This is a genomic window from Alphaproteobacteria bacterium (genome assembly GCA_033344895.1).
Lineage (GTDB): Bacteria > Pseudomonadota > Alphaproteobacteria > UBA8366 > Aestuariispiraceae > Pacificispira.
In genome coordinates this window covers 1,953,511-1,974,745 of the sequence record JAWPMN010000001.1, presented here as the reverse complement: position 1 = coordinate 1,974,745, position 21,235 = coordinate 1,953,511, and the positions used below count along the sequence as shown (strand labels likewise).

Here is a 21,235-nt window from a genome sequence, read left to right as displayed (position 1 = left end):
TCAGGCCAGCTGATACTCGAACTCGTCCCCCTTCAGCGGGAAGGACAGTTTTGTCCAGTTTCCGGCGCGATCGTACCAGAGACTGAGGGTCATATCGCCCCGGACATCGAAGCGGCGGGCGTCAACCTGGCCGGCGGCGGTTTCCACGGCCTGCCAGTCACCAGCATCGATCTGCACCTCGACGATCTCGCCGTCCTGGGTATTGATCATCCGGGGGCGGTTGACCGTTTCCGGGTTCCAATAGGTCGTGGGCAGGAGGGAAAGGTCGCCGGTCTCGTAATCGTCACCCCGGCTGCGGCTCACACGGATCACGTCGCCATCCCGCTCGGCCCTTATCCGGTAGGTGTCACCGTCGTCATCTGTTTCGGATTCGAAGCTTTGGAACGCGCCGTTCTGCCAGATTTCGCGATTTCGATGAGTGTACCGGTAAAGGATCAGCGGACCGATTCCGACTTCCAGCAATATATCGATATCGACCACCGTCCTTTCGCCCTCAGCCCGGATATCGATCTTGTGATGCCCGATCGGGTCGCCGTTGCGAAAGACCGCAAAGGTCCGATCGGCATCCGGCGTGGTCAGACCGGCCCGAGCGGCACCGATCCCGCCCGATAGGGCTAATCCGGTCAGGCCCAAAAGAATGGTGCGGCGATCAATTGCGGACGGCATGACTTACCCATGATTTGTGAATCGGTACACTGTGCGATACGCGGCGACGGTCACGGTGGATCATTGTGGGGGTCTGTCACCGATCTGTCCTGGCCGGTACACGCGGTGGCAACCATCAAAGAGTAGTGAGATTCAGTACACGTTCCCGATCTTCACAGGCAGGAAACAACCCGGATGGAACGGACGCGCGAACAGGCGATGGAAGACGCCGACGACATTCCCAGCAACCCGAGTGGCAACGAGACCTTCGACGCCATCAACATGCGACGGCTTTCCCGGCGGAGCATCCTGAAAGGCGCCCTGATGGCCGGAACGTCACTTGCCGTCGGCGGCCGATACGCCGCCGCCGACGCAGCGCTCGGCACCCCCTTCGATTTCCAGGAAATACGGCACGGCGTCGACGAAACCCACCATGTCGCACCGGGCCATGATGCGGACGTCCTGCTGCGCTGGGGTGATCCGCTGTTCCCGGATTCACCGGATTTCGACCCCCTCTTTCAAACCACCGAGGCGCAACGCCGACAGTTCGGCTACAATTGCGATTTCATCGGGATCGTTCCCTTGTCGACCGATCGCGCGGTTCTCTGCGTCAATCACGAATACACCAACGAGGAGCTGATGTTCCCGGGCCTCAGCCGCCAGGACAAGGCGGGGTTCGCGGACATGACCGCCCATCTGGTCGCCATTGAAATGGCCGCCCATGGCGGCACCATCGTTGAGATTGCACGCGGGGACGACGGCCGGTGGCGAGTCGATGTGGGGGGTAGGCTGAACCGGCGAATCACGGCGCAGACCCCGATGCGGCTGTCCGGGCCGGCGGCCGGCCATGACCGTGTCAGAACCAAGTCCGATCCGGCCGGCAGGACGGTTCTGGGGACGATCAACAACTGTGCCGGCGGGATCACCCCCTGGGGCACCTACCTTATGGCCGAGGAGAATTTCAACGGCTACTTCTGGGGTAAGGATGCAGCCGACGCCCATCCCGAAGCGGCGATCCTGAAACGCTATGGTGTGCCGGGGGAGTGGTATGCCTGGGGCCGGTTCGAGGACCGCTTCGACATTGCCAAAGAACCGAACGAGGCGAACCGTTTCGGCTGGGTGGTCGAGGTCGATGTGATGGACCCGACATCGATGCCGGTGAAGCGAACGGCGCTGGGCCGCTTCAAGCACGAGGGCGCCGAAACCATCGTCAGCGGCGACGGGCGTGTCGTCATCTATATGGGGGACGACCAGCGGTTCGACTATCTCTACCGGTTCGTCACCAAACACCCCTACGATCCGGAGAACCGAGCGGCCAACCGCGACCTTCTGGATGAAGGCATCCTGTCGGTTGCCCGGTTCAACGAAGACGGCTCGCTGGACTGGTTGCCGCTGGTCCACGGCACCGGCCCCCTGACCGCCGAGAACGGCTTCCGGGACCAGGGGGACGTGCTGATTTCCACCCGGCTGGCGGCGGATCTCCTGGGCCCACCAGGATGGATCGGCCCGAAGACGTGCAGGCCAACCCGCGGACCGGCAAGGTCTATGTGATGTTGACCAACAATACCAAGCGCGAACCGGATCAGGTCGACGGCCCCAACCCGCGGGCGGCGAATGCCTTCGGCCAGATCATCGAACTGACCCCGGCAGATGCCGACCATGGGTCCGGACGCGCTTTCTGGGATCTCCTGGTCGTATGCGGCAATCCGGCAGACTCGGAGGTTGGCGCAAAGTGGAATGCCGCCACCAGCGAGGATGGCTGGTTTGCCTCCCCGGACAATTGCACCGTCGATCCCGACGGCCGTCTGTGGATCAGCACCGATCAGGGCAGCGCCTGGGCCAGGTCCGGCACGGCTGATGGCCTCTGGGCGATGGAAACGGAAGGGCCGCGGCGCGGCACCGGACGCATGTTCTTTCGGGTGCCGATCGGCGCGGAACTGTGCGGACCCGCTTTCGCGCCGGACGGCAAGGCCCTGTTCGTGGCGGTCCAGCACCCGGCGTCAGACGGCACGAAGCACTTTCCCGGCTTTGAGCGCGCCTCCACCTTTGATGACCCTGCCACGCGCTGGCCGGATTTCCGGAACGGCATGCCCCCGCGCCCGTCCGTCGTTCAGATCACCCGACAGAACGGCGGAAAGGTCGGCGGGTAACCAGAGGCAGCGAAAAATCCGCGCGACATTCGCCGCGCGGCCTGCATTCTCTGGGAATCAAACTGGGGGCTATTCCGCCGCTTTGCGGGCGGTCAGCAGGTTCTCCGCCGGCAGATAATCCTCGATATTGACGGGATCGATCTGCGCAGGGTCCAGGAATTCCTCGGCATATTGTTTCCAGACCCCGGTCCGCAGGAACAGGTCGAACAGATCCGGATCGATATGCTGGTCCTGGCACATGAATTTCATGATCTTCAGCGACTCGCTGATCGTCTTCGCTTTCTTGTACGGCCGGTCGGCGGCGGTCAGCGCTTCGAAGATATCGGCAATCGCCATGATCCGCGCGGGGATCGACATGTCGGACTTCTTCAAGCCGCGCGGATACCCGGTCCCATCCATCTTTTCGTGGTGGCCGCCGGCATATTCCGGAACGCGCTTCATCTTCTTCGGGAAGGGCAGCTGTTCCAGCATCTTGATCGTCACGACGATATGGTCGTTGATCTTCTCCCGTTCCTCCGCGGTCACCGTACCGCGCCGGATCGATAGATTGTACAGCTCACCGGCATTGTAATTGCCGACCTTGTGTTCCGGCAGATCGCCGAGCAGCGGCTCGACAGCCGGCGGCGGCGGGGGCGGATTCTTCTCGACGCGCATCGCCTCGGGCGGACTCAGGCCCAGGGTCTTGTCGAAATGCCGCGTCCAGGTCTGTGCCCCGATCTCGTGCAGGCGTTCAATATCCTCGTCGTCCATGAACTCGCCGCCCACATTGGCGGTTGCCACAAAGGCGTATTCCTCGTTCAGGCGCGCGCAGTCGAACTCGAAATCCCGGTCGCAGGTATCCGGGTCCTCTCCCGCCAGCTTTCGCTTCAGGCAGGCGATCTCGGCATCCCGGCGCAGAACCTCGAACCGGGTTCTGATTTCATGAATCCGGTTGTAGATCGTCTCCAGCTTCGATGCCTTGTCGACGACATATTCGGGTGTCGTCACTTTGCCGCAATCGTGCAGCCACGCCGCCACATGCAGTTCGTACCACTGGTCGTCGTTCAGGTCGAAACCGGCGAAGATGCCTTCCTCGCTCTCACAGGCCGCCTTCGCCAAGAGCTTGGTGATCTCCGGCACGCGCTGGCAGTGACCGCCGGTATAGGGCGACTTGTCGTCAATCGACGCGGCGATCATCTCGATCAGCGAGTGCCACAGCATGCGCTGCTGCTGGATCAGCAACTGGTTCTCGAGCGCGACCGCCGCCTGGCTGGTCAAGGCCTCGATCATCGGCTGCATCGACGCGTCGAAGGAAACCGTATCGCCCTTCGGAGACCGCGCATTGATCAACTGCAGAACGCCGATAACCTCGCGTTCGGTATTGATCATCGGCACCGTCAGGAAGGATTGGGAGCGGTAGCCGGTGGTCTCGTCGAACTTCTTGGTGCCGGAGAAATCGAACTCCTCCGCCTCATAGGCGTCGGGTATATTGCTCGCCTCGGCCTGGTGATAGACCGCCGAGGCGACATTGTTCATGTTTTTCGACTGGTCTTCGCGATACAGCGGCACCGGGGGGAACGGGATCTTCTTCCCGGTCGTCCCGCCCATGGCGATGTTCAGCGTATCGTTCCGCATAATCTGGAAGGACAGCCCGGTCTCGTCCTCCGTGACCAGATACAGCGTTCCGCCATCGGCGTTGTAGATGGTCTTCGCCTCGAGGAGAATCATCTCCATGAGGCGGTCATGGTTGCGCTCCGAGGACAGGGCGATGCCCAACTCCACGAGACGATGGATCATCTTCTCGCCTGCGCGCCGGCCGAACGGCGAATACCGCCGGTCGTCGCTGTTGTCCTGGATCGCTTCGGATCCTTGGTCTAGGCCGGTCTCCATTGGTACCTGAATATTACCCATGCCGCGCGACGCCCGAACGCGGAATCCGTGCGTCTGAAAATGTTAACGCCTCAGTCTAGAGTGTTTCACGCCCTTACGGAAGCGTCGACATCGCCGATTCCATCAAACCATAGCGTCAGACGCCGATCGCGCCACCACTTTGTATCCGTCGGTGGATTTCGGTCCGGAGCTACTTGCTGGTCGCCACATAGACACCGTCCCAGTCCCGGGGCGGCGGATCGACCATGTACTCCGCAATACGGGCACCAAGCATGGCATAATAGCCGTCCATCGCCCCGGCCAGCCCGCCGGTGACCTGGCCCAGCAGATCCGTTGCCCTGGTCCAGTGCTGGCCGCGATAGGCATCCAGCAATTCTTCATGCCGCCGGGCGTGATCGACGAAATCCTGACCCTGCCGCATGTCTTTCCGGCCCAGCAACGTAAAGATCGTAACGGCCTCCACCTTGCCCTTCACCGCGATCCGGTCGAGCTCCAGCGTCGCGAAATCGGCCGCCGCTTCGGACTGGGTGTCCTCCCCGATGACAATGCCGACGCCATAGCCTTTCGATTGCCCTTCAAGTCGCGACGCCAGGTTGACCGCGTCGCCCAGCACCGAGTAGTCGAATCGCTGCTCGGATCCCATATTGCCGACAACGCATTCGCCGGTATTCAGGCCGATCCCGATATTGAGCGGCAGGAAGGGCACGCCGTCTGCCTCGGCTTCCCGACGCCGGGTCTCGTTCAGGTCATGAAGCGCCTCGAACATCGACAACGCCGCGTCGCACGCGATGCGGGGGTGCCCCGGAACATCCAGTGGCGCGTTCCAGAACGCCATGATGCAATCGCCCATATATTTGTCGATCGTCCCCTGCCGCTCCAGAATGCAGTTCGTCAACGGCGTCAGGAAGCGATTGATCAGGATCGTCAGCCCCTGCGGATTGCCCTTGAAGCTCTCCGAGATCGTCGTGAAACCGCGGACATCGCAGAACAGGAAGGTCAGGGTCCGGGTCTCGCCCCCCAGGGTCAGGCGTTCCGGTTGTTCGGCCAGTTGTTCCACCAGCGCCGGGGAAAGATACTGCGCGAAGGCGCCGCGCACCTGGCGCCGCTGCACTTCCTCACGAGTATACAGGATGACGGTGCCGGTAAGGTAGATCGCCAGGGATGACAGGCTGGGAAAGACCGGGTCGAAGAGCTGCAGTTCCTCCGTGAACCGGAACCAGGAGAAGTAGAACGCGCCTGCTACGCAGGTTGCGCCCAGAAGGGCGGATTTCGTCGCGCCCAGTTTCGGCATGGCTGCTATCAGGACAAGACCGAGGCCCAGGATGAAGGCGAGTTCGTAGAGAAACGCAATGCTGGGCCGCTGAAGATAGTGGTCGGCGATGATCTGTTCCGCGATCTCGGCATGAATTTCGACGCCCGGATACTGTGACTGCATCACCGTCGACCGCAAATCCAGCAGTCCCGCGGCGCTGGTGCCGACGAACACGATGCCACCCGCCACCATTGCCGGATCGAATTCCCCGGTCAGAACATCCTTGGCGGACAGATACCGTTGCGGCTTGTGACCGGTGGAATGCAGCCACAGGCGTCCGAACGCATCCGTCGGCACGGTCTTCGCGCCGACCTGGATATTGGCCAGACCCCTGACATTCCCCTGTTCCAGTAGTGAAACACCTTCCGTTCCGGCCGCCCGGACAATCATCGTCTCCACGCCCTGCACCGTGCGGAATGCCTCAACCACCAGAGAAGGATAGAGATTGGTCTCCTGACCATCGCCCTTGTCGAGCTGAAAGACGACCGGAACCCGGCGCACCAGACCATCCTGTTCCAGGCGCAGGCTGAACGTCCCGTTGCCCGATGCCGCCTGCTCGAAGATCGGCAGGTTTGTGACGGCACCGTCATAGACCGGTACCAGTTTCCGGCGCACATCGCCGGCGCTCAGGCCCTTGGTGGCGAAGGTGCCGCCGAATTTCGGGACATGCGGCAGTCGGCCGTCCTGGCTGAGGACGAAGCCGAGCACCACGGGATTGTAAGCCTGGAGGTATTGCGCGAAGGCCGCATCGAAGTCGGGCAGTTGCCGGACCTGTTCGATCAGATCGTCCGCCCCGGCCAGGACGGACCATTCCGCGGCGGCATTCGGCGGTGACATCCGATCCGGCTCGGCGAACACCACGTCGAAGGCGACGACGGCGGCGCCAGCCTGACGCAGATTCACGATGAGCTGCGCGATCTTGATACGCGACCAGGGCCATTGCCCCAGCGCCGTCAGGCTGTCTTCATCGATATCGACGATTCGAACCGGAATGTCGGCATCCGGCACATACTCGCGCGGATATTCCCGCTGCATTGTGTCGAATACGAAGAACTGAAGCTGTTCGAGCCAGGCCGGCTGGGTCGCCCGAACATAGAGCGCCGCTGCCAGAATCAGCAGCGGCGCCCAGATCGGTGAATATCGTCCGATATGTTTCATGGCAGCGCCGGGTTACGACCAATCCGGATCGAAGCCCGCTACATCCGATGGCTCAGTTCAGATTGCCGCTCCCCGACCCGGTTTGACCGCCTTCTGTCACGGAGACATTGATACCCGTACCGCCGGTGAACGCGACAGTCCCGCTGCAATTGGTACAGTTCAGTTGGCTGTCAGAGAACGACGCGCCTGTCGAAGAATCGTTCAACTGGGCTTCCTGTCCGCTGATCGTGCTGAAGGAACCACCGGGCATGTTGCTGCCGCTCAAACTCATATGCCGGGCACTGAAACTGATCGAAACGGACGCCGTCGCATTGGGCGCCGAGGCCATCCCGCTCAACGGTACGCTGGCGGATGCCGATCCGCTGCTGCCGAATATCCCGGCGAGATCGCTGAACGTTGTCGATTCGGATGACGGGCTTTCCGGGGCCGGCAGCGGCGTCGACGGGGCATTGCTCTCCAATTGAACCAGCACAACGTCTTTCCCGGCGCCAGAATTCTCGTTGGCATTGCTCAACTGAGTGGACTGACTGTCGCCGCCCTGTTGCTGTGACCCCTGTTGCTGTGATCCTTGCTGTTGCTGTCCGCGCCCGCCAAGGGATGCGGAGACCTGCTGGATGGCCCCAGGAGGCGCGATGAAGAAGACCGGCGGCTGTCCGGGAGTCGCCAGGACGGCACCGCCCGGGCGGTTCAGATCGACACTGCCGTCCGGAGAGCTGAAATTGAACGAGCCTGTATTCGAATTGGTCTGGGTCAGCGGCCCCGGACCGGCAAGCGCAGCAAAGATCACGGGCTGCCCCGGACCGGCGTTCAATTGCGGGGCCTGCCCGGGAAACTGTTGTTGTGCCTGATCCGGGCTCAACACCGCCGCGACGCCGATCGTGCCACGAATCCCGATCGTGCCGACGGGCAGTTTGATGGTCATGTTCTCCGGCGTGCCGTCGGAGATGTTGCCCGTGACGAACCGCATGACGCCCTTGCCCATCGACGCGGCCAACGACCCCTCGCCGGTTGCCGGATCATAGACGAACTCGTCGATGGTCATCTCGCTTTCCGGGCCGATCGTGAATACCGTTTCATCCAGCAGCAGGATCTGCATGCCGGAATCAACCCCGGACGAAATCTGATCCTGGAGAAAGATCGGCTCGGCGCTGACGATTTGCCGCCCGACCGCGTTCGACCGCGCCAGTTCGACCTGGCCGCGCACCGCAGCCGAGACCCCAGCCTGAGCAGCGTCCTGCGCCGCGGCAAGTCCGGAACAAAGGGTCGAACCGAGCAACGCGGTGATCAGGGACTTGGCAATGCGGTTCATGATGTCCTCCCGCCGATGGCCCGTTCGGCCAAATTCAGAAATCCAGCTTTCGGGTCAGCAAGACCGAGACGCGCCTGCTGTCATACTGAAAGTTCGTGATGTTCGAACGCACGAATTTGTACTCACCCGAGAACGCGATATTCGTGCCGTTCAGGAAGTCCTGGATCGAATCGTTGATGTTCACCGACCGCTGCAGATAGTCATCGCCAATCAGATCGACCAGCGGCATGCCGTAGGTCATGCGGGCACGGAACGGACGTTCGATGCGCCTTTCACCGCCGCCGCCGACGACCAGCACATCAGACGCCTTGTATTGGCGCACCCCCATCATCAGGCTGCTGAGCAGATAATGCTCGCCGCCCAAGAGCCAGGTGTGGCTCGCCTCGGCGCGATAGTCCTTATAGGAGTAAATGCGCGCACCGCCATTCGTCTGGTCCGGCGCGGCGGACTTGAACTCGGCCGTTCCGGTCAGGCGCAGATAGTGGTCGGGATCAACCCGCATCCCCGCCCCGGCCATGGTCGTGTACTTGTTTCCGGACCGAAGGGTCAGTGTGCCGAAATTCGGGGTATTGTGGTAATCCTCATCCTGGATGGTGAAGGACGCAAAAGTGTCCAGCCGCGGCAGTTCCTCGAGGCCGACAAGCCGGTGCTTGTGATCGACCCGAAGTTCGAGGCCCTCCGACTGATAGAATTTCGCCCAGTCCAGCCGCATGGTGCGCACGAATACACGGGGCGAGAAGGTCAAGGTCGGGAACCGCAGGCGCATACCCAGATCGAAGGTCGCCGCGTGAACGTCCAGGCGGCTCTGTTCCGTCAGGGTGTCGGCGTAGAGATCGACGCCGCCGAAGATTTCATGCTGGTTCTGGAACCCGGGATCATGCGTGAAATCGTAATTCATGATCGTCAGGATCCCGAGCATGCCTTTCTGGCGATCCTCGGTATTGTTGATCGATGCGCGGACGCCGGCCGCTTCCAGTTCGCCGGAGTGTGGCGCCGAGTTCCGGTTGGTATCGTAATAGGTCCCCAGACCAACCGTCACGGAATGCTTGGTGCGCTGCCGACGCCGCTCGATCTCCGCGAGGTAATCCTGAACCTGCGCCCGGACTTCCGTCGGGATGCCTTCGGCGCGCTCAACCGCGCGGAATTCGCGTTCCGCCTCGTCGATGCTGTCCAGTCGATACAGCGCCAGGGCATAATAGTACCGAACATCCAGCGCGTCCGGGGCGATCAGCAGAATACGTTCCAGCGTGGCGGCTGCGCCGCGCACATCCCCGCGATCGATCTGGGATCGGGCATAGCAGACGTTCAGCGATATGTTGTCCGGGTCAGACAGGATATCGGCGAAGGACACCGGCGGGCATTCCTCGGTCGCCAGGGCGCGGCTCGCCTCGCTCGCGGCGCGGATTGAGGATTCGAAATCCGCCTGACGCGTCTCGGCCTTCTCGACTTCCTGTTCGGGAGACACCTGCTGTGCGCCGGCTCCCTGGAGCAGAAGGAATGCACTCAGCGCGGCGCCCGTCGCGCCGACAACCGCCTTTTGAACAAACCGAGTGCCCATAAAGCTTCCCCCGTAACTCCCCACCGACGACACATACGCCGATCTGCAACTATAGCAAAACTATCAAGCGTCGCGCTTCAGACAAAGCATAAATGCCGGGATTCCGCGACCGGGAGCCCTTTTGTTGCAAAATTGCCCCAAACTCCCGAATGAGGGGCGTCGCGGTAGGGAAATACCCGCCGAACCAGGGGGGCTACAGCAGATTGATTCGCATGTTCTCACGCGCCACGATGGCGCCGGACCAGACTTCGCGTGCCTGAAGCTCCAGCGCCTCCATGAAGGCGTCGTCATGGGTCGGATCGTGATGGAAGATCGCCAGCATCCGGACATTGGCCGCGCGGCACAGACGGATGCCTTCCTCCCAGGTCGAATGCCCCCAGCCCACCTTTTCCGGGAACTCCTCCTCGGTATAGGTGCTGTCATAGATCACCAGATCCGCCCCCTCGATCAGGCCCAGAATGTTCTGATCGGGTTCGCCGGGGACATGTTCGGTATCGGTGACATAGCACACCGATTTTCCGCGATGTTCGATGCGATAGCCGGTCGCGCCGTTCGGATGGTTCAGCGGCGCCGTTCGCACGCGGACATTTTCCGACAGGTTGAAGGTATCACCGGCGCTGAAATCCGAGAAAGTCAGGGATCCGCGCATCGCTTCGAGCGGCACCGGGAAGAAGGGCTGCGCCATCTGGCCGGACAACACCTTGCGGATGCCACCCTGATCGGCCTCGACATGGCCGGCCATGATCTCGAAAGACCGGTCCGGCAGGAAGGCCGGGGTGAAGAAGGGGAAGCCATTGATATGATCCCAATGGGTGTGGGACAGCATCAGATGGGCGTGTTTCACGTCCTTTTTCAGCATCCACTGGCCGAGCGAGCGGATGCCGGTGCCGGCATCGAAGATGATCCGTTCCCCGCCGGCCGCGACTTCGATGCAGCTTGTATTGCCGCCGAAACCGATATGGCGCGGCGACGGACATGCTATGGATCCACGAACGCCCCAGAACTTAACCTTGAACGCCATTCCTAAACCTTTCTTCCGCCCCCGGCTTCAATCACGCACCGCCGCCCCAGCCTCATTCGCTTCATCGCATAAGAGCGATTTGAGCCAAATTTGTCTATTTTTTTAACCAAAATTCTTCCTGTCAGTTCAGAACTTTGGATAGAGACGCAGGGTAATGCGTTCATTCTTTTTCTGGTTGGCCGGGATCGGCTGCTGCGCCACGTCCCGGTTCGGCACTTTCGGTTCGGTATCCGCATATCCGGATGCGTTGAGCCATTTCGGCTGCATCCCCAGCTCTATAAAGGCACGGACGACCCGCGCCGCCTGGGCGGCGGACAGTTCCCAATTGCTCGGAAAACTGCCGTTGGCGGGCGGCAGGTCCGACGTGTGACCTTCGACATCGACGAAGAACACGTCATAGGGCGGCTCTTCCAGTTCGCGCCGAACGGCATCCAGAACGTCGACCGCCCCCGGCGTCAGAACCGTCGTTCCGGGTTCGAAGAAGTAACCGGCCGCGAAGTCGATGACCAACCCCTCGTCGTCAAAGCCGACATTCACCGCGTCCGGCGGGAACGTACTGGCCTCGGACATGACGGAGTTCATCTTGGCTTCCAGCGAGAAGATCGGCGTGTCCTTGTCCGTCGTCCCGCCGATCTTTTCGGCAATCCCGGCCTGAACCTGTTCGAAAACCGGCAGTTCGATTTTCGAGAAAGAGACAAGCATGACAAAGAACGCCATCAGCAGGGTGATGGCGTCCGCGTAGGTCACCATCCAGTCTTCGCCTTCATCATCGGAAGCCGCGGGGCTGGATCTGCGTCGTCTCGCCATCGTCTCGCTCCCCGTACCGCCGCAACCTAGGACTGCTTGTCGATGTCGAAGCGGATATTGGGGTCCAGGAAACTGTTCATTCGATCCGCAATATACCGAGGTGAGCGGCGTTCCGCGAGCATGACCAGCCCTTCCGTGATCAATTCGTGACGAAAGCGCTGTATCTGCTGCCGCTGCGTAAGCTTCGTAGAGGCCGGAATCAGGATCAACCGGGCGAACAGCACGCCGTAGAGCGTAGTGTTCAGCGCCACGGCCAGGCCGGTCCCCAGCGACTTGGGATCTTCACTGAGATTGGACAGCATGATGATCAGACCGACCAGGGTTCCGATCATGCCGAAGGCGGGCGCCGTCGCGCCCATGGCTTTCAGGATATTGGCCGGCACCATGTTGCGCTCGAAGGTCTTCTCCGCTGCGATCTCCATGGATTCGCGCAGTTCCTCGCCGGTATAGCCGCTCAGCAGGTTCTCGACGCCGAAACTGAGGAAATCGTCAGCCTCGATCTTGCCCATTTCCTGTTCCAGGCCGATCAGACCCTTCTGCTGCGCCAGATAGCCCCACTGAATGATGCGGCCGACTTCCTGATTGAGGATGTTTCGTCCGGCACGATGCACCGCGAACATGCTGAAGATCGCCCGCAGGGACAGCATGACATAGCGGTATTCCTGGCCCAGAAAGGTCGCGGCCAGCGTTCCACCAATGACCATGACCGCGCTGAACACGTCGACAAAGATGAAGTAATTGTCGGTGGAGGATACCACCGCAAATACGAACAGGCCGAAGGCCAGGATAAAAGCGAATAAGGTATTGATAGACATAGGCTGTGACTGACTCCCCCGTGAACTCAGCCTGATATCCGGGCTGCCACGCCCAAGCAAATGTGCGACAGTATGCGCGATTCGTTCGATGTCGACCGCAACTAGTTGGCCAACTATGGTCGCCGAATCTCTGAGAACACAAGAAAAGTCGCCCTTGCCGAGGGCAGGAGTTCACCTTGCGCCACCGACACCGCCGCAAATCCCGGTCCGCCCCGCCTCGCCCGGCCGACCCGATTGAACTGACCATCGACCGGATCGGCGCCCGCGGCGACGGTATCGCGGCCGGACTGGACGGGCCGATCTATGTCCCGGGAACCGTTCCCGGCGATCGGGTGGAAGCCATCCCCGGCCCGTCGAGAGGGGACGGCCGCGCCGCCACCCTGAAGGCGCTGCTGCAGGCCGGGCCCGGCCGGGTAGAGCCGGTCTGCCGCCACGCCGCCCATTGCGGCGGCTGTACATTACAGCATGCGTCGGATGCGCTGATTGCCGATCTGAAACGGGACCAGCTGGTCGAGGCACTGGCGCGCAAGAATCTGCCCGTCGATTGCGTCGAACCGACGCGGACGGTCCCGCCCGGTGCCCGTCGGCGCCTTCGGCTGACGGCGTTGCGGCTCTCCGGCCGGACCGTGCTGGGCTTCAACGAACGGGCCAGCAGCAAGGTGATCGATGTCCAGGAATGTCCCGTGGCGCGGCCGGAACTGACCGGCCTGCTGCCGGCCTTGCGGGATCTGGTCGGCGGACTCGGCTCCCTCGGCCGCGGCGCGGATCTTCAGCTCACGCTCAGCGACACCGGTATCGAAATCCTGCTGGTGCCCGCCGCCGGCGGCGACCCGTCCCTGGACGAACGCCAGACGCTCGTGGAATTCGCAGAGCTTCATGACATCGCCCGGATCGGCTGGGAAACCGAAGGCATTGCCGAGCCGCTGGCCGCACGCAGGACGCCGCGCACCGTCTTCGCGGGCGTGCCGGTGGACCTGCCGATCGGCGGTTTTCTGCAGCCCAGCCGCGAGGGTCAGGACATCCTGACCGATCTGGTGCTGTCGGGTGTCCCGGAAGGGGCGGACAGCGTCGCCGATCTGTATGCCGGCTGCGGCAGTTTCTCGATCCCTCTGTCCAGGCGCGGTGCCAATGTCGTCGCCGTCGAAGGGTCGGAACCCGCCGTCGCGGCGTTGCGGCGCGGCGCCGCCGGATTGCGCCTGCAGGCCGAATGCCGTGATTTGGCGCGCAATCCCCTGAGCGCCGCCGAACTGAACCGCTTTCAGGCTGTCGTCTTCGACCCGCCTCGCGCCGGGGCCGCGCCGCAGGCGGAAATGCTGGCCGCCAGCGACGTTGCGACAATTGTCGCCGTTTCCTGCAACCCCGCCACGCTGGCCCGCGACCTGCGCAGCCTGGTCGACGGCGGATATACCCTGACCAACGCCGTGCCGGTCGACCAGTTCACCTGGTCCGGCCATGTCGAAGCTGTCGCGGTGCTGAGCCGCGACGCCTAGAGCACGAAGGCCAGCAGGAAGGGCAGCGTCGCGAAACTGATCGCGGTGGAAACGACGACCAGGCCGGCAACTTCGGCAGGGCTGTTGTCGTAATACTGTGCGAAGAGATAGTTGAACACCGCGACCGGCATCGCCGACTGGATCAGAACCACACCCGCCGCCGGGCCGGTGAGGCCGAAAGCCCAGACCAGCAGGATCCCGACCGACAGGCCCCCGCCGATCCGGACACAGGACAGGATGACGGCCCGCCCGACCCCCTGCACCGTAAGACGGGCCAGCGAGACGCCGAGGAACAGCAGCATCAGGGGAATGGTGAACTGCCCAATCAACTGGACCGTGTTCGATACCCATTCCGGCAGGGTGGTATCCGTCCAAAGCAGCAGGATCGCCAAGGAGACGACGTAGATATGCGGCGACGACAAGGCCCGCTTGACCGACATGCCGCCCGCCGCGATCGAAATTCCCACCGTGAACTGCAGCAGGGCCGAGATCGTGAAATAGGCAATGCCCAAGGCCAGCCCGATATCGCCGAAGGCAAACAGGCAGAGCGGCAACCCCATATTGCCCGTATTGGGCAGCATGAGCGACGGCAGAAAGGCGCGAACGGGGTAACGTCCCGCCTTCAGCACCACAAACCCCATCGCCATTGCGGCCGCGTGAGCCAGAATCGCAATACCGGCGATCTGGCCCAGCAACGCGATATCGACGCCGGATTCCATCAGCGTCGAAAAGACGAGGCAGGGGCTGCCGACAAAGACGATGATCGGCGTGAACTGATTGGTATCCAGTGTTCGCCCGGCCTTGATCCAGGCAAACCCGATGCCGGCCGTCACGAAGACGGGGGCAAGGACCGCGAACAGATCAGCGAGCATTGCCGGGCCGGGTCAGACGCCGAGCTTGTCGCGGACGAGCGCGGCAACGTCTACTTCCGGCCGTGCGCCGTAATGCGAAATCACCTCCGCAGCCATGATGCCGCCAATCCGTGCGGAATCGGCGAGGCTGTGCCCCTGCGTATACCCGTAGAGGAAGCCCGCCGCGTATTGATCGCCGGCGCCGGTCGTATCGACCACCTTCTGCACCGGTTCGGCATCGACGACATGCACTTCGTCCCGTGAAATCACGACGGATCCCTTCTCGGAACGGGTCAGACAGGCGATGCGGCAATCCCGCCGGGCGTGCTGCAGGGCGTCGTCGAAATTCTCAGCCTGATACAGCGAGACGATTTCGTCCTCATTGGCGAACAGGATGTCGACGTGGTTTTTCACCAGCGTCAGGAAGGCATCGCGATGCCGGTCGACGCAGAAGCTGTCGCTGAGGGTCAGCGCGACTTCCCGGCCGGCCGCATGGGCGGCATCCGCCGCGGCGGCGAAGGCCTCTTTCGCAGCATCGCGGTCGAAAAGATAGCCTTCCAGATACACCACCTTGCCGGCTGCGATGGTGTCAGCGGTCACATCCGTGGCAGTGAAATCGGACGCCGTCCCGAGATAGGTCACCATGGTACGCTGAGCGTCCGGAGTGACCATCACCAGGCATTTTCCGGTACCGGGCCCTTCGACCGCCGGCGCCGCGACGAAGTCGACCCCGATGGCCTTCATGTCATGACGGAAGACGTCGCCGAACTGGTCGTCGCGGACCTTGCCGATATAGGCGCCCTTGCCGCCCAGCGCCGACAGTCCGGCCATGGTATTGCCGCAGGACCCGCCGGATCGTTCGATTCCGGGCGGCAGCGTATCGTAGAGAGCATCGGACTGGTCCCGTTCGACCAGGGTCATGCCGCCCTTCGCCATTCCTGCCGCGGCGATCGCATCGTCATCGACCTCGACCAGCACATCAACCAGCGCATTGCCGATTCCGACAACATCATACCGCGTTTCCGTCATGAATTTGGTCCTTTCCCGGGGGCTGTCCGCAATTTTCCTTCGGCCCGCTACTTAACCGCTGACCGGCGGACGGGCAATCCCGCAGGCCGTTTTCAGCCGCTCAGGAGCAGCACAATTGGCAAGCGACGAAACTCTTGGCAATGTTCGTGCTGAGGGCGAATCACGGAAACCGGAGCCGCGACAGGAATGCCGATCGACCTGAGCCAACTGAAAATCATGCTGGTCGAAGACGATCTGGCGATGCGGAATCTGATCAAGCAGCTCCTGCAGGCCTTCGAAGTCGGCCGTATCGAGGAGTTCAACAATGCGCAGGACGCCCTTCGGGAAATCACTGAAAGCAGACCGGACATCGTCATCGCGGACTGGATGATGGAACCGATGGACGGCCTGGCCTTTGCCCGCAACATCCGGATCCTGAAGAACAAGATCGTCCGCACCGTCCCCATCATCATGCTGACGGGGCATACCGAACGCCGCCGGGTCGAACAGGCGCGCGATTCCGGGGTGAACGAGTATCTTGCGAAACCGGTCTCCGCGAGCGCCATGTACGCACGCCTGCAGTCGGTCATCGAGCGGCCACGTGCCTTCATCGACACGCGGACCTATCACGGACCCGACCGGCGCCGGAAACAGATCACCCTGCCGGAAGGCATGGAGGACCGCCGGGGCCGCGCCGGCGATCGGAAAGGCGGGCCGACAGAGGGCATCGTGTTCGAAATCAGCGACGACGAGTGACCGGAAGACGGGCCACACGTACGACATTGGCGAGGTGGAAAGAGGCCTTTCCCAGGACAATGTCAAAAACCTGCTGAAGAGCGACAGGTCCGGCAACCAGCGGTTGACAGGGCCACGCGTGCTTCGTATCCGACCTGAGCGCGTCGCGCGTCGCGGTATCAATTCAATCGGGTGGGACCATCATGAAATCTGTGTTGAAAGGGATTTTTCTGGGCCTTGGGCTGCTCGCCCTCCAGGCCTGCGCCTTTGTCGATCAGGAAATCGAACTCGGCTACACGCCACAGGGATACGAGCCGAAGGGCAGCGGCACCGTCGTCGCCGCCGCACCGAAAGCCGCTTACACGAACGACCTCAATCCGGAAGGCCGGCTGATCATCGGCACCGTCAAGAACGGTTTCGGCGCCCGTACCGCGGACGTCGTGCCGGTTAACGACCCCGCGATCTGGATCGCCAATGCAATCGCCTCGGAGCTCGAGCTCGCCGGATACACCGTCGAGAAATCCGGAAGCACCGTAGTGGACGACGCCGCCCGCGCCATCGAAGTGAAGGTGACCAAGGTTTTCACCGACCAGGATACCGGCATGATGACGATCGGCGCCATTTCGACGCTGTTCTACGAGCTCACGGTGAAGTCGAACGGCGCCGTCGTCGCGACGATCCCGGTCACCTACAGCGCCGACATCTCGGAGCGCAGCCTCGTCGGCACCGGATCGCTGAAAGCCGCGGCCCTAAAAGAGGCGCTGGAGACATCGCTCTCCATCGCGATGCCGCAGGTGCTCGAAGCCCTACAGGACGCGCCGACGAGCTAAGCCGTTCACGGCAGCGGATAACGGAACGGCGCCCGAGAGATCCGGGCGCCGTTTTCGTTTCTGAGACACCGGTCCTAGCCCGGTACTCCCGCAGACCCTGCCCTGGATGCACGTTCCCAATCCGGGTGTCCCCAAGGCGAAGGCCGCCAGGGCCGCGTCGGCGACCGGAAAAACGGGCCGGCGAACGACATCGTACCCGAAATCAGCGGCGACCTGTGACCGGCCTCAATGCAGCATCAGTGTGAGGTAGAACACCACCGCCGACAGACACGCCGCTGCCGGAACGGTCACGACCCAGGCCGCGATGATGGTCAGGAAATGGGACCGTCGTACCAGCTTTCGATGTGCAATCTCGGCTGGCGGGGTCTCGACTTCCGGTTCCGACTGCGTATTGCGCTGTTCCATCTGCCGCCGCTTGCGGCTGCGCCGGGTATAGTATTCCCGGAAGAACCCGACGCCGAAGACGGCACCGACCGCGATATGGGTCGAACTGACCGGCAATCCGAGCCAGGACGCAATGATCACCGTGATGGCGGCCGACAGCGCCACGCAATAGGCCCGCATCGGGTTCATCTTTGTGATCTTCGCGCCGACCATCCGGATCAGTTTCGGGCCATAGAGGAACAGGCCGAGACTGATCCCGAAGGCACCGATCATCATGACCCAGCTGGGGATCGCGACCTTGCCGGCGATCGCACCGGCCTGCACGCTGTGCAGAACCGCGGCCAGGGGGCCGATCGCGTTGGCCACATCGTTGGCACCATGTGCGAAGGACAACAGTGCCGCGGCGCAGATCAGCGGAATCCGGAACAGGATGCGCAATGACTGGTTCCGGTTTTCCATGCCTTCCGACTGACGCCGGATGAGCGGTCGCATGGTCAGCCAGACCGCCAGGAAGGTGCCGCCGGAAACGGCCAGAATGGTCAGGTCATCCGGGCGCCAGATCCGCTTCAGCCCTTTGATGCACAGATACCAGGCAAAGGCCCCCGCCATGATCGCGACCAGCAGCGGCACCCAGCGGCGGGCCGCCGCGATCTTGTCGTCGCGATAGATGACATAGGTCTTCACGAAGGCCAGAAAGGCCGCCGCGATGATTCCCCCCAGCACCGGCGATATGACCCAGCTGGCGGCAATCGCCCCCATCGTGCCCCAATTGACCAGCTGGAAGCCGACGGCGGCGATGCCGGCCCCCATCACCCCGCCGACAACGGCGTGGGTCGTTGAAACCGGGGCCCCGATCCAGGTCGCGAGATTGACCCAGAGGGCAGACGACACCAGCGCGGCCACCATGGCCCAGACAAAGGTTTCGCTGTCCGGGACCAGGGACGGGTCGATGATGCCCTTGGAAATGGTGTTGACCACGTCGCCGCCCGCCAGCAGGGCGCCCGCGCTTTCGAAAATGGCCGCGATCGCCAGCGCGCCGACCATGGTCAACGCGCGGGCCCCGACCGCGGGCCCGACATTGTTCGCGACATCGTTCGCGCCGATGTTCAGCGCCATGTATCCGCCCAGGATCGCCGCGAAGACGACGATGGCGGCGTCGCTGGACACGCCGGAGACCGATCCCGCAATGACGCCGGACAGGCCGAGGAAGATGATCGCCACCCCGAGGGCCGCGTAACTTCCCGACACGGTTCGGGTCGCGGATTCCACGTGGACGATTTTTTCGAGGTCTTTGTCGAGAGAAACCTTAAGGCGCGCCATCCATCATACCTTCCGCCAGCGCCGTCAGGGCGCCGAAGCCGTTTTGCCGCAGCGCCGTGATCAGGGCCGCGAGTTTCTTGTCATCCACGCGTCGCGCGGCCTCTTCCAATGTGCACCAGCGCTGTTTGCGCTGCTTGCGCTCTTCCCAGGTCAGCCGCTGCTCCAGCACCAGCAACGGGTACACGACTGCCGATGCCGGCACCTCGTACCCGGCCGCCATCCGTTTCCTGTAGTCGAAATAGCCGATCGGTTCCGGGGCGATGACTCCGATCACGCCGGCTTCCTCTGCCGCTTCCTGGGCGGCCACGGCGCCGGTCGACCGGCCCTTGACCGGCCAGCCCTTGGGGATGATCCAGCGCTTGCGTTCGCGCGACGTGATCAACAGCACAAGGGGCTCGCCCCCCACGAAAACGAAGGGGAGCGAAGCGACTTGTTGTACAGATTTCGCCTGCAGCAGCATGAACCACCGATCGTCAGCCCTGTGCACGGGCATGCCCCGTCACAAAAGTGCAACAGTGTTTAACGCACGATTCGGATGAGTCAAAAAGGCAATGAAGACTTGCCCTGGAGTTCAGATGCCCCTCAGCCCGTGACGGGCTCGGCATAGAGGTCGTATTCGTCGGCTTCGCGAACTGCGACCCGGACGATGTCGCCCTGTTTCAGGCTTTCCGTGCCCGGACCTTCGACATGGACCAGACCGTCGATCTCCGGCGCGTCGGCATAGGAGCGCGCGGTGACGAATCCGTCCTCGTCCATTGCTTCGTCGACCAGGACGTCCAGCGTACGGCCGACCTTTTCCTGAAGCTTTTCGGCACTGATCTCCGCCTGGGCCGCCATGAAGCGGTTCCAGCGCTCTTCCTTGACCTCGTCCGGCACATGGTCCGGCAGATCATTGGCGGCGGCGCCGTCGACATTCTCGTATTTGAAGCAGCCGACGCGGTCCAACCGCGCTTCCTTCAACCAGTCCAGCAGGAACTGGAAATCCTCTTCCGTCTCGCCAGGGAAACCGACGATGAAGGTGGAGCGGATGGCGATATCCGGGCAGGTCTCACGCCAGGCATGAATGCGGCCCAGGGTCTTTTCCTGATGGGCCGGGCGGCGCATCAGGTTCAGGACCTTCTGGCTGGCATGCTGAAACGGAATGTCGAGATAGGGCAGGATCAATCCTTCCGCCATCAGCGGGATCAGCCGGTCGACATGCGGATAGGGATAGACGTAATGCAGCCGAACCCAGGCGCCCAACGACCCCAGTTCGCGGGACAGGGTCTCGATGTCGGCACGAACCTCGCGGCCGTTCCAGCGGCTTTCCGCCCCTTTCAGATCGATGCCGAAGGCCGATGTGTCCTGGCTGACGACCAGCAGTTCCTTGACCCCGGCCTTCACCAGGCGTTCGGCCTCGTACAGCACCTTGGCGGCCGGGCGGCTCACCAGCTTCCCGCGCATCGAGGGGATGATGCAGAATTTGCAGGCGTGATTGCAGCCTTCCGAAATCTTCAGATAGGCGTAATGACGCGGCGTCAGCTTCACGCCCTGCGGCGGAATCAGATCGAACTTCGGATCGTGCAGCGGCGGCAAGACATCATGTACTGCGCCAACCACCTGTTCATATTGCTGCGGGCCGCTGACCGACAGGACATTGGGGTGGACGGCCCGGATTGCCGCCTCGTCGGCCCCCATGCAGCCGGTCACCACGACACGGCCGTTTGCCGCCATGGCCTCGCCGATCGCCTCCAGCGATTCCGCCTTGGCGCTGTCGAGGAAACCGCAGGTATTCACCACGACAACGTCGGCGCCTTCATAGGAGGGCGACAGGTCGTAGCCCTCGGCCCGAAGGCTGGTCAGAATGCGTTCGGAATCAACCAGAGCCTTCGGACAGCCGAGGCTGACGAAGCCGACTTTTCCGGGTGTGACCCGGGTATCGGATTTGGGCGCAGTGGTCATGGCGGCGGGTCCTATCCCAGAATCGCCCGCCA

The 21,235-nt window shown here is 62.5% G+C and carries 16 protein-coding genes and 1 pseudogene; 4 read left to right on the top strand and 13 right to left on the bottom strand.

Annotated features, from left to right (window positions below):
• A complete protein-coding gene (locus R8L07_09655) occupies positions 1-666 on the bottom strand; it encodes a DUF6134 family protein (GenBank protein MDW3205800.1) in 666 nt (221 codons plus the stop codon).
• 174 nt (positions 667-840) lie between these two features.
• Here R8L07_09655 and R8L07_09650 point away from each other — a divergent pair.
• Positions 841-2,795: pseudogene (locus R8L07_09650) on the top strand (PhoX family phosphatase).
• Positions 2,796-2,864: 69 nt separating this feature from the next.
• Here the strand turns inward: R8L07_09650 and R8L07_09645 are convergent.
• The 7 genes from R8L07_09645 to R8L07_09615 all read right to left on the bottom strand — a co-directional run bounded on the left by R8L07_09645 (position 2,865) and on the right by R8L07_09615 (position 12,644).
• Entirely contained in the window at positions 2,865-4,685 is a 1,821-nt protein-coding gene (locus tag R8L07_09645; GenBank protein ID MDW3205799.1) for an HD domain-containing phosphohydrolase, read from the bottom strand.
• Between the two features lie 169 nt (positions 4,686-4,854).
• Positions 4,855-7,134 carry an adenylate/guanylate cyclase domain-containing protein gene (locus R8L07_09640; protein MDW3205798.1) on the bottom strand — a complete coding sequence of 760 codons (2,280 nt, stop codon included), beginning with the start codon at positions 7,132-7,134 and terminating at the stop codon, positions 4,855-4,857.
• A 52-nt stretch (positions 7,135-7,186) separates the two neighbouring features.
• Entirely contained in the window at positions 7,187-8,443 is a 1,257-nt protein-coding gene (locus R8L07_09635) for a FecR domain-containing protein (protein MDW3205797.1), read from the bottom strand.
• Between the two features lie 34 nt (positions 8,444-8,477).
• Positions 8,478-10,001, bottom strand: coding sequence for a tetratricopeptide repeat protein (locus tag R8L07_09630; protein MDW3205796.1), 1,524 nt, complete (start codon positions 9,999-10,001; stop codon positions 8,478-8,480).
• Between the two features lie 193 nt (positions 10,002-10,194).
• Positions 10,195-11,022, bottom strand: a complete 828-nt coding sequence (locus R8L07_09625; GenBank protein MDW3205795.1) for an MBL fold metallo-hydrolase — start codon at positions 11,020-11,022, stop codon at positions 10,195-10,197.
• 126 nt (positions 11,023-11,148) lie between these two features.
• Entirely contained in the window at positions 11,149-11,829 is a 681-nt protein-coding gene (locus tag R8L07_09620; GenBank protein MDW3205794.1) for a flagellar motor protein MotB, read from the bottom strand.
• 26 nt (positions 11,830-11,855) lie between these two features.
• Positions 11,856-12,644 carry a MotA/TolQ/ExbB proton channel family protein gene (locus R8L07_09615; protein ID MDW3205793.1) on the bottom strand — a complete coding sequence of 263 codons (789 nt, stop codon included), beginning with the start codon at positions 12,642-12,644 and terminating at the stop codon, positions 11,856-11,858.
• A gap of 176 nt (positions 12,645-12,820) precedes the next feature.
• Here R8L07_09615 and R8L07_09610 point away from each other — a divergent pair, with 176 nt between their 5' ends.
• Positions 12,821-14,134: a methyltransferase gene (locus tag R8L07_09610; protein MDW3205792.1), complete on the top strand. Its 1,314-nt coding sequence runs from the start codon at positions 12,821-12,823 to the stop codon at positions 14,132-14,134.
• Here R8L07_09610 and R8L07_09605 read toward each other — a convergent pair.
• Both R8L07_09605 and R8L07_09600 read right to left on the bottom strand, forming a co-directional pair.
• Positions 14,131-15,006 (bottom strand): AEC family transporter, encoded by an 876-nt coding sequence (locus tag R8L07_09605; GenBank protein ID MDW3205791.1) that lies wholly within the window; start codon positions 15,004-15,006, stop codon positions 14,131-14,133. The genes R8L07_09610 and R8L07_09605 overlap by 4 nt on opposite strands.
• A 12-nt stretch (positions 15,007-15,018) precedes the next feature.
• Positions 15,019-16,014: an adenosine kinase gene (locus tag R8L07_09600; protein MDW3205790.1), complete on the bottom strand. Its 996-nt coding sequence runs from the start codon at positions 16,012-16,014 to the stop codon at positions 15,019-15,021.
• 186 nt (positions 16,015-16,200) lie between these two features.
• Here R8L07_09600 and R8L07_09595 point away from each other — a divergent pair, with 186 nt between their 5' ends.
• Together R8L07_09595 and R8L07_09590 are read left to right on the top strand one after the other, a co-directional pair.
• A complete protein-coding gene (locus tag R8L07_09595) occupies positions 16,201-16,749 on the top strand; it encodes a response regulator (protein MDW3205789.1) in 549 nt (182 codons plus the stop codon).
• A gap of 182 nt (positions 16,750-16,931) precedes the next feature.
• Positions 16,932-17,558 carry a YajG family lipoprotein gene (locus R8L07_09590; GenBank protein ID MDW3205788.1) on the top strand — a complete coding sequence of 209 codons (627 nt, stop codon included), beginning with the start codon at positions 16,932-16,934 and terminating at the stop codon, positions 17,556-17,558.
• Between the two features lie 225 nt (positions 17,559-17,783).
• Here R8L07_09590 and R8L07_09585 read toward each other — a convergent pair whose 3' ends face one another.
• The 3 genes from R8L07_09585 to rimO all read right to left on the bottom strand — a co-directional run bounded on the left by R8L07_09585 (position 17,784) and on the right by rimO (position 21,203).
• Positions 17,784-19,262, bottom strand: coding sequence for an anion permease (locus R8L07_09585; protein MDW3205787.1), 1,479 nt, complete (start codon positions 19,260-19,262; stop codon positions 17,784-17,786).
• A complete protein-coding gene (locus R8L07_09580) occupies positions 19,249-19,722 on the bottom strand; it encodes an NUDIX hydrolase (GenBank protein ID MDW3205786.1) in 474 nt (157 codons plus the stop codon). Before R8L07_09580 ends, R8L07_09585 begins: the two co-directional genes overlap by 14 nt.
• A gap of 122 nt (positions 19,723-19,844) precedes the next feature.
• On the bottom strand, positions 19,845-21,203 hold the full coding sequence (gene rimO, locus R8L07_09575; GenBank protein ID MDW3205785.1) for a 30S ribosomal protein S12 methylthiotransferase RimO: 1,359 nt from the start codon (positions 21,201-21,203) through the stop codon (positions 19,845-19,847).
• Positions 21,204-21,235: the final 32 nt, after the last annotated feature.